Source organism: Kistimonas asteriae (genome assembly GCF_018263925.1).
Taxonomy (GTDB): Bacteria; Pseudomonadota; Gammaproteobacteria; order Pseudomonadales; family Endozoicomonadaceae; genus Kistimonas; species Kistimonas asteriae.
The window spans coordinates 47087-61411 of record NZ_JAEVHF010000021.1; the positions used below are offsets into that span (position 1 = coordinate 47087).

The 14325-nt window shown below is 51.6% G+C and carries 12 protein-coding genes; 2 read left to right on the plus strand and 10 right to left on the minus strand.

Annotated elements, in window-relative coordinates; translation table 11 throughout:
• Positions 1-18: 18 nt before the first annotated feature.
• The 5 genes from KHS78_RS19205 to KHS78_RS19225 all read right to left on the minus strand — a co-directional run bounded on the left by KHS78_RS19205 (position 19) and on the right by KHS78_RS19225 (position 5180).
• Positions 19-1038 carry a D-cysteine desulfhydrase family protein gene (locus KHS78_RS19205; RefSeq protein ID WP_211830390.1) on the minus strand — a complete coding sequence of 340 codons (1020 nt, stop codon included), beginning with the start codon at positions 1036-1038 and terminating at the stop codon, positions 19-21.
• A 37-nt stretch (positions 1039-1075) separates the two neighbouring features.
• Complete coding sequence (locus KHS78_RS19210) at positions 1076-1816, minus strand: sulfite exporter TauE/SafE family protein (protein ID WP_211830391.1); 741 nt, start codon at positions 1814-1816, stop codon at positions 1076-1078.
• A gap of 243 nt (positions 1817-2059) precedes the next feature.
• Positions 2060-2446 (minus strand): RidA family protein, encoded by a 387-nt coding sequence (locus KHS78_RS19215; RefSeq protein WP_211830393.1) that lies wholly within the window; start codon positions 2444-2446, stop codon positions 2060-2062.
• A gap of 73 nt (positions 2447-2519) precedes the next feature.
• Positions 2520-3800 (minus strand): L-cysteine desulfidase family protein, encoded by a 1281-nt coding sequence (locus KHS78_RS19220; protein WP_211830395.1) that lies wholly within the window; start codon positions 3798-3800, stop codon positions 2520-2522.
• 81 nt (positions 3801-3881) lie between these two features.
• Positions 3882-5180 carry an SLC5/6 family protein gene (locus tag KHS78_RS19225; RefSeq protein ID WP_211830396.1) on the minus strand — a complete coding sequence of 433 codons (1299 nt, stop codon included), beginning with the start codon at positions 5178-5180 and terminating at the stop codon, positions 3882-3884.
• Between the two features lie 451 nt (positions 5181-5631).
• Here KHS78_RS19225 and KHS78_RS19230 point away from each other — a divergent pair, with 451 nt between their 5' ends.
• Positions 5632-5856 (plus strand): hypothetical protein, encoded by a 225-nt coding sequence (locus tag KHS78_RS19230; RefSeq protein WP_211830397.1) that lies wholly within the window; start codon positions 5632-5634, stop codon positions 5854-5856.
• Positions 5857-6064: 208 nt separating this feature from the next.
• Here the strand turns inward: KHS78_RS19230 and KHS78_RS19235 are convergent, their stop codons facing one another.
• The 4 genes from KHS78_RS19235 to KHS78_RS19250 form a co-directional block, all read right to left on the minus strand.
• On the minus strand, positions 6065-7054 hold the full coding sequence (locus KHS78_RS19235) for a PfkB family carbohydrate kinase (protein ID WP_211830399.1): 990 nt from the start codon (positions 7052-7054) through the stop codon (positions 6065-6067).
• Between the two features lie 192 nt (positions 7055-7246).
• Positions 7247-7735, minus strand: a complete 489-nt coding sequence (locus KHS78_RS19240; RefSeq protein ID WP_211830401.1) for a hypothetical protein — start codon at positions 7733-7735, stop codon at positions 7247-7249.
• A 107-nt stretch (positions 7736-7842) separates the two neighbouring features.
• A complete protein-coding gene (locus KHS78_RS19245; RefSeq protein ID WP_211830403.1) occupies positions 7843-8691 on the minus strand; it encodes a pentapeptide repeat-containing protein in 849 nt (282 codons plus the stop codon).
• Between the two features lie 47 nt (positions 8692-8738).
• Positions 8739-9662, minus strand: coding sequence for a LysR family transcriptional regulator (locus KHS78_RS19250; protein ID WP_211830404.1), 924 nt, complete (start codon positions 9660-9662; stop codon positions 8739-8741).
• A 205-nt stretch (positions 9663-9867) separates the two neighbouring features.
• On the opposite strand from KHS78_RS19250, the gene KHS78_RS19255 reads away from it, so the two are divergent.
• On the plus strand, positions 9868-11100 hold the full coding sequence (locus KHS78_RS19255; protein WP_211830406.1) for an OmpP1/FadL family transporter: 1233 nt from the start codon (positions 9868-9870) through the stop codon (positions 11098-11100).
• Between the two features lie 63 nt (positions 11101-11163).
• On the opposite strand, the gene KHS78_RS19260 is transcribed toward KHS78_RS19255, so the two are convergent.
• Positions 11164-14202, minus strand: a complete 3039-nt coding sequence (locus KHS78_RS19260) for an ankyrin repeat domain-containing protein (RefSeq protein WP_211830408.1) — start codon at positions 14200-14202, stop codon at positions 11164-11166.
• Positions 14203-14325 lie beyond the last annotated feature (123 nt).

A 14325-nucleotide genomic window follows, 5' to 3' on the forward strand; every position in this document is an offset into this window, starting at 1 on the left:
CTACATGGGATGAAAGGATTACTTACCGGCAACCAGTTCCGGGTAGCCGAACAGGGCCGGGGTGCCGCCTGTGTGCAGGTAGAGAATGTTCTGATCCTTGGTGAACTCGCCTTCGCGGATCATGCGGATCATGCCGGCCATGCTCTTGGCGGTATAGGTGGGATCCAGCAGGATGCCTTCCTCACGGCCCAGCATGGCAATCGCTTCCTCAACCTCTTCAGTCAGCTGACCATAGCCGGGACCCAGCACCCAGTCGTCGCATTTGACCATATCGCCGGTCACTGCGTTTTCATCGATATCAAGTAACTGGAGAACTTTTCGGGTTTTGACCAGAACACGTTCATGCTGTGCGTACATGTCGCGACGAACGCAGAAGCCGTAAACCGGAATGTCCAGACCCAGGCCGATCACGCCACCCAGTACGCCGGCGTGCGTGTTGGCGGAACCGGTCGGAACCACAATGGCATCAATCTTCATACCGGTAGCGGTAGCCTGCAGAAGGGTTTCTTCAATGCACTCCACATAACCCAGTGCGCCCCACGGGGTCTTGCCTACTGCGCCCAGCGGAATAACAAACGGGTTATAGCCGTCTTTTTTCAGTTCTTCGGCGCGGTCGTACATGGCCTGGTCCGCACCGCCCTCGTCTTCTCCCACCGGGTAGTAGTGCAGCTTGGCGCCCATCAGCTTGTCCAGGAAAGGGTTGCCGCTGTTGTCGTATTCCGGCATCCGGCCGTCGACGCGGTGCTCCAGCTGGGCTTCCACATACCAGCCCATCTTGCGGGCGGCGGCGATGGTCTGGCGAACATGGTTGGACTGTACGGCGCCGGTGGTCAGCAGGGCGTCGCAGCCGTCAGCCTGCGCCTTGCCCACGTAGTACTCCAGCTGACGAACCTTGTTACCGCCCATGGCCAGACCGGTGGCGTCGTCACGCTTAATCCACAGTTTGGGTCCGTTCAGGTGCTTGGTCAGGTTCGGCATGAACTCCAGGGGCGTCGGCAGATGTGCCAGATTTGCCTTGGGGAACTTGTTGGTCAACATGGTCAATATCCTTTCGTGGTATTGGTATTCAGAGCAATCAGATGTTGATGAGCATGTTCAAACCGCTGCCCAGAAGAACCAGCAGGGTGATGTTTTTAAATAGGGTCGGGTTGATGAATTTGGCGATGTAATCCCCGAAAAAGGCGCCGACGAAAGCGGCCGGGATTAGCATCATGGACATCTTCATGGTGGCCGGCTCAATCCCGACGAAGGCGGCCTGCAGTATCAGAGCCACGCCGTAGGAGAAGGTGGAGCAGGTCACCACGGTGGCGCGAATCTGGTCTTTGTCGATCGGGCAGCGGGTCAGGTAGGCGATGACAGCCGGACCCGGCATGGCGAGCGCGCTGGCCATGATGCCGGAGGCAGTGCCGACACCGGCACAGTGGCGTGAGCCCATGGGATAAAAGCTGGAGGCGTAACCGCGGCGTGTCTTGATCAGTTCCAGGATGTTCTGGGCACTGACAAACAGAATCAATCCGGCAACGGAAATCTTAAGTGCTGTCAGGTCAAAGTAACTGAAGATGGCGATGCCGATGGGGTAACCGGCCGCACAGCCGATCATGATCTTCTTCACCAGCTCGCCGGGCGCCTGGGAGCGAATCTTGAGCCAGTGCAGCACGGACATGGCGAAGGTCACAATAATGACAATCTGTACGGCCGAGGTGGATTGCAGCAGGATAACAAACATGGTTACCCCAATCAGGCCGAAGCCAAAACCGGTGGCAGCCTGAAGTGTGGCCGCGAAAAACGTCGTCAGTAAAAGCAGGAACCAATCCATAATAATCGTCTATTGCCGTGTGTATTCGGTGTGTTGGCATTATTCGATTGAGGGGGGCTTGGCGGCAATTCACTAATTTTCGGGCGGGTATAACTGTTTGTTATGCCGCTTTTTAAAGGGTAGAAATCTCGCAGGTTTGAAGGTCAGGAAGAGGAACGAGAAATAAAGAGGGAACTTGAAGGGGAGGATGATGCCTCCCGTCTTAAATACGACAGAAGGCATTTAGTGGAGTATGGGCAGGGATTATTTTCGTTGTGCGATGGCTTCAATTTCCACCAGGGCATCCTTGGGCAGACGTGCCACTTCCACGCAGGAACGGGCAGGATAGCCAGCGTTGCTATCATCGAAGAACTTTTGGTAAACCTCGTTCACGGTAGCGAAGGTGTTCAAGTCTTTCACGAATACGGTCATCTTGACGATGTTGCTGACAGAGAGACCGGCCGCTTCAACAATGGCTTTCACGTTGTTGAGGGATTGCAGGGCCTGGGCTGCGACATCGGCAGGCATTTCACCGGTTGCAGGGTCAATGGGTAGCTGGCCGGATGTGAACACCATGGCGCCGGTATCTACAGCCTGAACGTAAGGGCCGATGGCAGCAGGTGCTGCTGTAGTGTTGATGGCTTCTGACATCCTCTTTCTCCTTTCAGAAACAGATGACGACAGCGGCGATTGAACCACTGCCGTATGAACGTGTGAGGTTGGTTTACTTAGCTGTCATGATCTTCAGGATCATGCGGTCGGTTTCCTTCATGCCCTGGTTGCCAAGCATGCCGAGGTTGGCGATGGTCTTTTCCACATCTTCCTCGATGATGCCTTCGTGGCGGGTGACCCGGATATTGTCCATGGCCAGCAGGGCGGCTTTCACCGCGGCATTGGCGGCAGTGGACACTTTCAGGGAGCAGCTGGTCTTGGCGCCGTCGCAGAAGATACCGGTGATATCGCCCACCATATTGAAGATGGCGCACTGGATCTGTTCCTGGTCACCGCCCAGCAGCCAGGTGATAGCCGCACTGGCGCCTGTGCCGGCAGTGGTGGCGCCGCACAGGGCGGACAGGGTATCCAGGTGGCTCTTGATATGGATGGCGGTCAGGTGGCTTAGAATCAGTGCGCGGGCCAAGGTTTCTTCGCTGGCATTGAGACGTTCGGCCACGGCAACCACCGGCATGGTGGCGGCGATGCCTTGGTTACCACTGCCAGAGTTACTCATGGCAGGCAGCATGACGCCGTCCATGCGGGCGTCGGAGGCAGCAGAAGAGCGCATCATCGCCAGCACGGCCAGGTCTTCTGACAGGTAGCCGCGGGTGATGTTTTTCTTCAGGGTCTTGCCGACTTTCAGGCCGTAGTCGCCTTCCAGGCCTTCGGCAGAAATGGACTTGTTCAGGCGGGCGGATTCCAGGATGAAACGAATCCGGTCGAACGGCGCCTGGGTGGCGAATTCATAGATATCAGCAACGGTGAGCTGAACCGGTGCGGCTGCTTCTTCAGTGGCAACAGTATCACTGCTCGCCTCGAAGACAGGCTTGCCGTTCAATTCTTTCAGAACTACCTGGGTGTGGTGATCCTTGATGATCACCCGGGCGCTGTCATCACCGGCGCTGACCTGCACTTCGGTGTAAAGAACGTTGGGCACGTCCTTGATGGCGACGGAAACATGGCCGGCTTCCACCATCTGCTTGGCCTTGCTGACGTGTTCGCTGGTGATGTCTTTCAGCACTTCCAGACCTGCGTCCGGGTCACCGCCGATAGCACCGACGGCCGCGGCGATCGGCAGGCCGACCATACCGGTACCCGGTACGCCCACGCCCATGCCGTTTTTCATCAGGTTGCCGCTGACCAGCACGGTGAGCTGTTCTGGAGTGCGGTTCAGCAGTTCCACGGCCAGTGCGGTGGCGTAGGCGGTGGAGATGGGTTCGGTACAGCCCAGGGAAGGTATGACTTTGTCATTGATGATGCGGATGTATTGTTCCCACTCAGTGCGCCACATAGTAAATTCCTCGTCAATCTGTCGGGCAGCCTCTGGGCTGCCCTTTGTTTTGTTCAGTCGTATGGTCGTGGTTGCTTTCGCTTAGCCGATAAAGGCCAGCAGCGGAGAGATCACCAGCAGTATGCCCACGACGATAATGATGTTGGTGGCCAGGCCGCGGTACTTGGCCAGGCGCGGAATCTTGTACACCAGGTAAGCCGGGATCAGACAGCCCACCAGGCCGAAGATCGGGCTGCACAGGGAGGTGAAGTACAGGATCGGTATATTCGTGATCACCGCTGCCCAGGAGATCAGGATGATAAAGGCAGTGACCCCTTTCTTGATGGTGCCCTGATTGATCTGGTCGTCGGTGTAGCGACGGCGCAGCGTGTTCATCACGATACCGGTGCAGGCTTCACGGAAGGCCAGGAAGATCGCCAGGAAGGAGGTCGCGACCGCGAAGATATTGATCATGATGCCGAGGCCGTTGGTCACGGAGCCGGACATGTATTGTGCAATGATCGCCAGTGAAGAGATGTTCTGGTTGAACGCATCCACCGCCTGCACCTGGCTGATGGTCAGGGTGAAGGAGATGGCATAGAAGAACACGATGCAGAACAGCAGGCCGAAGGCGACTTTCATTGCGCGCAGTGAGCGGAACCGGGCTTCTTCCATATTCTGGCTATGTTCCCGGAACGCGATGGTCATCGGACTAAGGGACTGGATAAACAGGATGGAGGTCAGCGTAAACGGCAACGTGATGATGGCGTTCTTGAACAGTTCCCCGGATGGTGGCACGGCGCTGACGTTGGACATGTCCCAGTGCGGTACCATGAAGGCGCCCAGCACCAGTACAGTCGCCAGAACAGACATGGCCATGAAACCGGAAATACGGAACAGGATCTTTTCGCTGTAGGACGCGATGAACACCATGCCGGCGATCAGGCACAGGCTGTACAGCGGATTCTCTGACAGCAGGGTTTCCGTCACACCAAAGGTACGCAGGTAAGAGGCGCTGTCGTTGGTGATGGCCAGGCTATAAACAAACACCCAGATCACCAGCATGATGAAATACAGGATGCCCAGCGCCATGCCCCAGTTCTTGCCCAGGTATTCGGTGATGATACTGGTGTAATCCTTACAGCTGTCGGACTCCGCCAGCGTGTTGATGAACAGCTTCTGGAACATGTACATGGCCGGATAACCAATCAGGGAAGACAGCAGGAATACCCAGATCCCCATCATGCCCACCTGTACCGGCAGGAACACAATACCGGCGCCGATGGCCATGCCGATACTCATCACAACCCAGCCCCAGTCGAGCTGGCCAAAGGCCACTTTCTGGCCAGCGTTTACCCCTGTCCCCGTCGCCGGAGCAGCTACAGCAGCATTAACAGTCATTACATTCACTCCCGGGCCGACTTCCGTTCCCCCGTCAGTCGGCGTTGGTCTTCAAAAGAGTAAACAAATGTTTTCGCGACAAACTTTTGTTGGTGGTGCGTATCCTAGGGATAACCGGTTCGGGGCTTATTGACGCTTATCAACAAAGACCATTGAATTGTGAAGGATATTCGGTGGGCGAGTGAAATCGTTTGGCTTGCCTGTTTGCGTCAGATACAAAAGTCGATAACGAAACTTTTAGAGAGACGATAATTTGTCAAAATGATGAAAAATAAGGTGTTTTTAAGAAATAAGTCAGTGTGTTTCAGAATCAGTCATTTCAGTGGCCTGGAAGGAATGTCATCGAGCGTGACTTGATGTTCAGAACGCATGGCCTAGGCTTGGTGCCTGATATGGTGAGGCGTGGTGATGGCAAAGGGCCTGTTCAACGAGCTGAAGAGAATCAGCATTGATGAAGAGCTGGCCGCGAAGGCTGGATCCGGACTATAACGCCAGCAAGAAAGATATTCTTGCCATGCAGGAAGCCATCATGCAGGTACAGATGAAAACGGATAACCGCTATCACGAATTGAATAATAAGATAGAGGCCGTTAAATCAGAGATGCACAGAGAATTTGCAGGTATTAGAACAGAAATGGCGGCGATAAGGACGGATATTGCCAGTATGAACCGCTAATGCCTGATTACCATCGGGGGCTGATCACCATGATCTTGGCGGTATTCTTGGTCAACTTCTATTTCCACCTCTGACGTTTTTTACCGATTTGACAAGCGCCCCCCCTGATTTTGAAGACATTTGTTGGGTGTGCCGGGAAATTGTCTGTTTCTAACGGCTGGACTCCCTGATTTTAAAATCAGGGAGTTGAATGGTGGGACGCTATCCATTACCCCGTAAAGAGGGTTTCACCGATCTCAAGGTACTGATGGATGGTGGCAGCAATCAGCCCTGTGCTGTCGCCTGCCTGATGCTGTGAATGTTGTAACTGAATAGTGAGAGGCCTGTCACCCTGTGCATCCAGTATCAGTGGTGTGGTGTCTGGCTGTATGAGGCAGACAGCCCCGCAGCCGCGGGCAAGGACAGTCTTTGCCGCAGCTATCATCGTCTCCTTTGTGACGGGTTCTGCAATCAACTCTTCCAGCTGTGGCAGGGTCAGCAATAGCAGTTTGATGCCCTGCAACTCGTATGGCAGTCGTCGTGTTTTAGACACAGAGGAGGGCGCCATGAATAAGTCGATATGTTCTTCTCGGCAGTGGCGAATAATGTAGCTGATGGCTTCTTCCGGTAAATCACTGTCCATGAAGACCAGGCGGGAGTTGGCAATATGGGGCCAGCGGCTTTTCAGGTGACCAAAGGTGACATGGTTGTAGATATCCATGTCATTCAGCGTCATGAGTCGTTTTCCGCCCCGTTCAATAATCCGGGTGCGGGAGCCGCTTTGCATTTGTTTCAGAATGATGCACTGATCTGCCTGAATACCGATTTTCCGGGCATCTTCCAGCAGCCAGTCGCCTTTGTAATCGTCGCCGACCCAGGCAATCAAGGATGTCTGGTTGCCCAGGTTAACAAGATGTTCAACAACCAGTCGCGCCATACCGTCGGCGGTATACGAGGTTCTGGCATTGGCGGTGTGCTCATTGTCCATCGCGCCAAAAATGGACAGGGTGCGGTTCAGGGTCAGTGCACCAATACCGGTAATGCGTTTTTGTACGGGGAGGACATAGGCGCGGCCAAGTATCTGCCCTTTGCGGGTTAACTGGGAAATGTAGCCTGCTACGGCAGAGCGGGACAGTTCCAGTTTTTCTGCCAGCTCTTTCTGGGAGATCGCCGGGTTTTGTTGGATGAGATCCAGGACGCGTTGTTCATTGCTTTTCATGGAGACGGCAGATTCCTGAATACAGCCGGAGGGTAGTCGTCAGTCGGGGCGTAACCTTAGCGGTTTCTGTTTTCAGGATAAAGCCTGAGTATGAATTTGGCAGGTTGTGGATAGAGACTGACAAACGACATTGGTAGTCTGCCAGTCTTTTGCAACCGAAATTAGCTGAAAAAGATTGGGGAGAACGAACTATTACCACCCCTGTTGGGAAAGATGTGATGACATATCTCTAATTGAGACAGCATTAATATCCTCGGCATCTATTTCATTAATGCTTTCGGCGCGAAGCAGAATCATACCGGTGTTACTGCTGTCTTGTATTGGACTGAACAATTGCAATTTTCCGTAAACATCTATGCGTTTATAAGGAATGGTATCTCGACTGTATAAAAGGATTTTAGGGGCGCCAGTAATACCTGTAATCGTGGGAGTGAATACATATTTATAATGGATATGTACGACGCCATCATCATACCATGGGCGCTCTGGGGCAGGTAAAGACTCTGGCCATGGCTCAACACTTCCTCTCATTAATACTGTTCTGTCACCCGTTTGTCTGATGATTGCTGACAGGAAATCATTAAATGACTCTAGACGTATAAGATCAGGATCCTTAGAAGCATAAACTGGGATACTGCTTATTAAAAAAAACAGACTTACGACATATAGCAAGCGTCTCATGTCTTTTATTCCTCAAAATAATTATACTTAAAACCGGGCAGTTTGCCCGGGAGAAAAGTATAGACAGTGATGGTAAATAAACGTCATAAAACGTTAGTTGATTATGGTTAGTCAGGAAATATGATTAACCCTAATGATTCCAGCAGGGACTGTTGTTGCCATTCTAGAATTTTCACGCCCTGTAGATTGACCTTACGAAGATCCAGACCATGCAGTTCTGTATTGCGTAGGTCTGCACTCGCTAAACTGAGCCCATGGCAATGTTCAAATGACATTGTCCCACCACAGAGGTTGGCTCCCTCAAGGTTGGCGTTGGTGAAGTTGACGCCAATCCAGCGATTGTTTGGTAGTTCACACTTATCCAGTACAACGCCCTCAAAGTCACTGTAGGCTAGGTTTGTATTGGTGATAGTGGCGAGTGCGATGGCTGTTTTCCGGCTCAGCATACGACTGAAAGAAGCTAGGCTGAAATCGCAGCCCTGGGCTCGGCAGTGATCAATTTCGATGCCATAAGCATCGGCTCGGCTGAATGAACAGAAGGACAGGTCACACTCGGTGAACTGTGCCTCTTTCAGGTTACAGAAACTGAAGTCACATCGCTGGTGCTCATCCCCATGGTAAAACGTGCAGTGCTCAAAGCGGCTGGCTGTCAGGTCAGCACTGCGAAACCGGCAATGTTCAAAATGACAATGGGTGGCGTGTAGCCCTTCCAGTTCCGCACCCGTAAAATCCACATTCCGGAACGTGCAGTGGCTCAGATTCAGGTCACTGGCACGGACGGATTGCCAGTGGATTCTGGACAGATCTTGGTGAGTGATACAGCAACCGGGTGTGATATCACCATGGAACGTTTGTGGAGGCTGAGAGTCCGCTACGGGTTCAACAACCTTTGTTTTTTGGTTTTTTATGCGTTCTCGTAACGTGTTAAGTCGTATTTCCAGCTCATTGTCATTCATGAGGCATTTATCTCATCGATTCATTGTGTGGTGGTCATGCCCTGCCACTAGCGCAATGAAAGGCAATGGTCGTATATGACCTGTCGGAACCAGCACTGTGCTGGATCTTTATGTTGCAGTCGATGCCAGGTCAACAGATAGTTCAGCTGCATGAAGGTGACACCTTCAGGCAATTCCAGTAACACCAGGTTGTGGCGACGGGCCAGAACCTTCGACATTTCCCGGGTGCCAATCATCAGGGCCTGGTTACTGGCGGCCACTTCAAGGCCCAGCTGGATATCGCTGGTTTCAAGGATGATCGTTCTGGCAAGTCCTTTACGCGCCAGCTCACGATCAAAACGCCCCATTTCAGAAAACTCGGCAATGTCGACCTTTACATGGGGTACTGAAAGTAATTCTGCCATGGTCAGAGCGGTTTGGCTGGCCAGCGGGTGATCATGGCTGACCATGCCGACGGGCGTTGCCGGACACAGTGTTCGCTGGTAAAGGTCAGGTCTATCCTGGGCGACAAAGTTGATCGCCAGATCCAACCGGCCGGAGGCCATGTCGCGAATGCTGTCGTTATTCCAGGGGTGCAGACCCAATCGAACCTGTGGGGCTACCCGGCGAAGCCAGGCCAGCAGATCCGGGATCAGTTGGACAGCGATGTGATCCATGGCGCTGAGGGTGAAGTGACGCTTGCATTGTGCCGGATCAAAGGCTGCCGGATGCACCAACAGTGAAAGTTGTTTTAACAGGGTGGCCAGGTCGCTCTGTAATGCCAGCGCGCGGGCGGTGGGCTGCAAACCATGGGGACGGCGGATGAAGAGTTCGTCCTGAAAATGCTCGCGCAGGCGTTGTAGTGAGCGGCTGATGGCGGACTGACTGAGATTCAGGTGTCTGGCCGCGCGGCTGACACTGCACTCTTGGAGCAGAACATGCAGGTGAACCAGCAGGTTCAGGTCATAGCGTCGGAGCTCTTCGATATCCATGGGGCGGCCAGCGGTACAGTGGGGCGCAAGTATAGGTAAATTTGTTTTTGTGCGTGATATGCATAAAACGCAAATCTGGTAGCTGGATAAATCAATAGGAAGCAAACCGCTATCTGGGTAGAGTGCCTGCATTTTGTAAGTATCCTGTCATCGGCAGCAAGACCGAACAGGAACACACCCACACATACCAAAGATAATTTCCTATATGTCACGCACCCCCCGTTTTACCCGTACATCGTTGTCCGTCGCGGTACTGGCGGCACTTCCCATGCTGGCCAATGCGGCCGGTTTCCAGGTGAATGAGCACAGTGCTGCAGGCCTGGGACGCGCCTTCGCCGGTGAAGCGGCGATTGCTGACGATGCCTCTGTGATTGCACGGAATGCCGCCGGCATGTCCCTGCTGGACAGCCAGATGTTTACGGCAGCTGTCAGCTACATCAAGCCGGAAGTGGATGTTGAGCTGGAAGGTCGTGGCACGGCGAAGAATGTCGCCGATGAAGCGGTTGTCCCAACGTTCTATTATGTCCGCCCTATCGATGAGCGTTGGACTGTGGGTATCGGTGGTTTCAGTAACTTCGGTCTGGCGACGCACTATGGCAATGCGTCCGGTATTACGCCGGCTGCGGATGAAACTGAGCTGACAACCTATAACCTGAATCCGTCCGTTGCCTACCGGGTGAATGATGACCTGAGCGTTGGGTTTGGTGTGAACTTTGTCTATGCGGATGCGACACTGACCTCTTCATCAGCGACACCGATTCCTGGCTTTCTGCCAAATGGTGGTGATATCTCAAAGCTGACAGGCGATGACTGGGGTTATGGTTGGAACGCCGGCATTCTCTGGCAGGCAACGGATGCGACCCGAGTTGGTTTGAGCTACCGCTCCGAGGTAAAACTGAAGCTGGAAGGCAAGGTATCCACTGATACGGTCATGCCCTGGAACAGCAAAGGATCTGTTGATCTCACTCTGCCTTCTATCGCTGAGTTGTCTGTGCATCATCAGCTCAATGACAAGCTTGCCGTTCACGCCAGCGCCGTACACACCGGCTGGTCCAGTTTTGATGAGCTGGCAACCGACCTTGATAATGGTCAGAACTTCCCAACGGTTAAGGAAGAGTGGAAAGAAAGCTGGCGCTATGCGGTGGGTATGACCTACCAGTACAACGACCAGTGGACATGGCGTACCGGTATTGCCAAAGATAACAGCCCGGTTCGTAACGAGCACCGGACGTTCCGAATCCCTGATGCTGACCGTATCTGGGTAAGCGTTGGTGGTAGCTACAAGCTTGATAAAGCGCAGAGCGTTGATTTCGGTTATGCCTATCTGCAGGGCAAGAAAGTTGATATCGATGAAGAATTCATGGGCAGCTCTATGAAGGCTGAAGTCAAAGCCGCAGACGTCCACATCCTGAGCCTGCAGTACAACTACCGCTTCTGATTGATCTGACAAAAAACGACAAAGAACGTGTATAACACTATACGAGCTTTGTCGTTTCTGACGCTATTGCGGTCTTTTCTTTGCTTTGGAGTCTGAAGCCTGCCGACTTGGCTTCCTTTTCTTAATGACTGGCTGTGAGGACTGTGGCTCTGCCGTTTGTAGTGCCACCAATCGTGTCGATCGTCGTTCTGCTTTCTGGAAGTCTCGAATATTAAGACCCGTCTTTGTAGGAGGCGCTGCTTCACTATCAGGAGGCGTTGTGTACATCGTCGTTGTGTCTATCGGCGAGGGTGATTCTGGTGAAACAGGTGCCTGTATGCTTTCAACGGAAGGTACCCACGTTGACGTTTCGACGGCGACATGAGGATCATCTCCAGTTTCTGGCTGTTCTGAATAACTGGATGCTTCTTTTTTTATTTCTTCAGCAGGGTGTGACACTGCTGTCTGGACCGGTGGTGATGAGATTTCAGGCGTGATGAGAATGTCTCCCCCAGGGCTTTCAGTTATCTGGGTGTGTTCTTGATCAATTATATAATCTGTATCGGCGAGAAATGGATGAGCGGATTCGAAGGTCGGCTCGGATGCGGATAAAATAAAATCCAAATCCAGCTCAGCCACAGCTCCTTCTGTTTCCGTAAAAACGATCGGTGCTGGTGGTGGCTCTAAGGATGCCAAGAATTGTTGTTGTTCTCTGATGTGTAGCTGCTCGTCGAGTAGTTGCTTTAGATCGGCATTGTCGGTTTGTGTGATGCATTCACTGATAATGGGAATGGACGTCTTGGCGGCAATCATCTTGAGAATGTCGCAGCTTTCAGGAAATGGTAGATCAATTGCCAGTTCAAGAGCGGTTTTATTATCCTGATCCGTCACGTTGGGGTCAGCACCGTGTTCTAATAAAAGACTGACTATGTCCGAATGGTATATATATGGCTGAAAGAGCGCTTTATGGAGAGCAGTTCTTTGGGTAACTTGACCATCCCTAAGTTGATAGGATTTTTTATTGATCTGGCTTCTTAATTCTTCTTGTGTGAATTTCTTTGATGCTTTGATGGCCTCTATTAATAATTTCAGGCATTCATAGTTGCTTACTCCACGTTTTTCATCTGTGATTGTCAATGCATGATGAAATGAGGTTGAGGAACTTTCAAGGCTAATATCAGCGCCAGCATGAATAAGCGGTTTAAATAAATCGGTTAAGCTTATCGCGGCAGCCCAATTTAACGCGGTATCATTGTCGGCATCGGTATGGTTTATTAACGTTTTTGCTATTTCAGGATATGTATCAGCAAATTGTGCCAGATGCACCATTGCTTTTTGAATAAAAGGGATTATGTTTTTTTTGAATTCTTTTAGGACTGGCGGATCCGTTGGGGCCACCAAATCATGATAATGAGCGATGGCATCAATCAATGGTGTTGATTCATCGCTTCCTGGCCGGAGATAGAAGGGCGTTGCTGGTGTTGGGACAGGAGGATCTGACAGAGGTCGCGCTGTAACCGCCGGTAAGCGCGAAGGCTCATCGCTTAATGCTGTAAAAGAAGGCCTGTCAGTATGCAGGGGCAGTCTTTCCTGTGCAGTGTAATATTGTGCGATAAAAGGGCTTATAGGAGGCATTTGCACTATGGTTGAACGTTGCTGTCTGAACCCCACGCTCACCGGTCCTGCAGTCTCAGATTCTCTGACAGCCGTTGCTGATGGTGCTCTTGAAGGATATCGTTGTACAGAAAGGTAAGGGCCGAATCGCGGTGGCTGTCGTTCAGGGGCATAGTAGGTAGAAAGTCCGATAACAGGATTAGGCGCAACGGGTTCTCTGACAGACGTTGTTAAAGCGTGTGGATCAGGGTCAACAGTGGCAGGCATGAATGCTCGAGCTGCCAAGCCAGATTGAAGATGTATACTGGCAGGAAATGATGAAGCAGTTGTCTGTTGTCTTAAAGGTGTTAACGTATCGGTTTGTTGCGGGGGTGTCCTTTCTATTTTCGGCCGTATAGGTTGGAAAAAAATTTGCGAGCGTGGCTGCAATAACGTTATCGCTGTTGACGTTGTTGCTTGTTTCTCATGCTCTCTATCACCAGGCGATAAAGTCTCTTCAGGTTTCAGAGGGATGGGCTCGATTGCTGTTGTACGGTGATGCGTGTGAGGCTTAGCAGTTGGTTTGTATATTTCAGCATATAAAGTACGTACTCTTTCCTTTATCGGATTATATTTGTGCGTTATTTTACTTAGGTAATGAGCAATCGTTGTCTGTTTTGTTTTAGTGATCAGGGCCTTTAAACAAATATCCCACTCTTCTTTTGGCAAATCCTCTGCTAGATATAACGGTATTTTTCCTTTTGTATTGATCAGGTTTGGGTCTGCACCATACTCTAATAATCGATGAATGACGTGGCCAATGCCGACTATGGGTGGGCTACATGTCATGGCTCTGTGCAGAATACCGTCGTATTGACTATCAGAGTCGCTGAATCTAGTGCTTTGCATTCTGTTCAGCTCAGCAGCAATATCAAACTGACAATGATGTTTCATGGCATGCAGATATTTTAAGGCGTTGGTAGCCAGGCTAACGCCGGGCAGTTTGTTGTATGTGTTGAAAAGCAGGAACAGAGAGCGTCTCTTCGTTTCAATGCCCGGGTTTGCCCCGAGCTTGAATAGTGGTTCGAATATATCAGCCATGCCGAAAGTTGAGGCATAAACCAGCGCTGTGTCACCCTCATCATCCGCTTGATTAACGACAACTTGTGCGGCAACCGGATTTTTTTGATGCAGTGTGAACAGATCCAGCATGGCGACATTGATGTTCTGCCTAATCGTGTCGATTCTTTGATGGGTTTTATCTTCAATATGCTCATAAAGCGCTCGTGTGAGAGGCGTTTCGCCGTTTATATCAGGTTGAAAGCGGCTATCTTCTTTTGACAGGATATGCCTATAGCGTTCAGATTCCAGGGTTGTGTCGCGAGGATAAGTGTTGACGAGAATGGGGATGGACGGATGGGTACGTTGAAGTGTTCTCCCTTGCGATACAGCGGTTACAGGAAGTAAAGGCTCTCCTGATGTGCCAATACTGGGAAGGCTGGCTTGACCGGTTTTTTCGGGTTGTTTCATAACTCTTCTGTCTTGATCTGTACTATTAACGTATTGGTTATAAGACCGAACAGGGCGAAAACAGTTTGTGACTTTCGGTTGGTTCCGGTAACCAACCGCTTAGTGTTTCTGATAGTCTGGGAT

Coding starts and splice junctions, on each gene's coding strand:
- KHS78_RS19255 (WP_211830406.1), top strand. CDS start 9,868: ATGTCACGCACCCCCCGTTTTACCCGTACATCGTTGTCCGTCGCGGTA.
- KHS78_RS19215 (WP_211830393.1), bottom strand. CDS start 2,446: ATGTCAGAAGCCATCAACACTACAGCAGCACCTGCTGCCATCGGCCCT.
- KHS78_RS19225 (WP_211830396.1), bottom strand. CDS start 5,180: ATGACTGTTAATGCTGCTGTAGCTGCTCCGGCGACGGGGACAGGGGTA.
- KHS78_RS19240 (WP_211830401.1), bottom strand. CDS start 7,735: ATGAGACGCTTGCTATATGTCGTAAGTCTGTTTTTTTTAATAAGCAGT.
- KHS78_RS19260 (WP_211830408.1), bottom strand. CDS start 14,202: ATGAAACAACCCGAAAAAACCGGTCAAGCCAGCCTTCCCAGTATTGGC.
- KHS78_RS19230 (WP_211830397.1), top strand. CDS start 5,632: ATGAAGAGCTGGCCGCGAAGGCTGGATCCGGACTATAACGCCAGCAAG.
- KHS78_RS19245 (WP_211830403.1), bottom strand. CDS start 8,691: ATGAATGACAATGAGCTGGAAATACGACTTAACACGTTACGAGAACGC.
- KHS78_RS19210 (WP_211830391.1), bottom strand. CDS start 1,816: ATGGATTGGTTCCTGCTTTTACTGACGACGTTTTTCGCGGCCACACTT.
- KHS78_RS19250 (WP_211830404.1), bottom strand. CDS start 9,662: ATGGATATCGAAGAGCTCCGACGCTATGACCTGAACCTGCTGGTTCAC.
- KHS78_RS19205 (WP_211830390.1), bottom strand. CDS start 1,038: ATGTTGACCAACAAGTTCCCCAAGGCAAATCTGGCACATCTGCCGACG.
- KHS78_RS19220 (WP_211830395.1), bottom strand. CDS start 3,800: ATGTGGCGCACTGAGTGGGAACAATACATCCGCATCATCAATGACAAA.
- KHS78_RS19235 (WP_211830399.1), bottom strand. CDS start 7,054: ATGAAAAGCAATGAACAACGCGTCCTGGATCTCATCCAACAAAACCCG.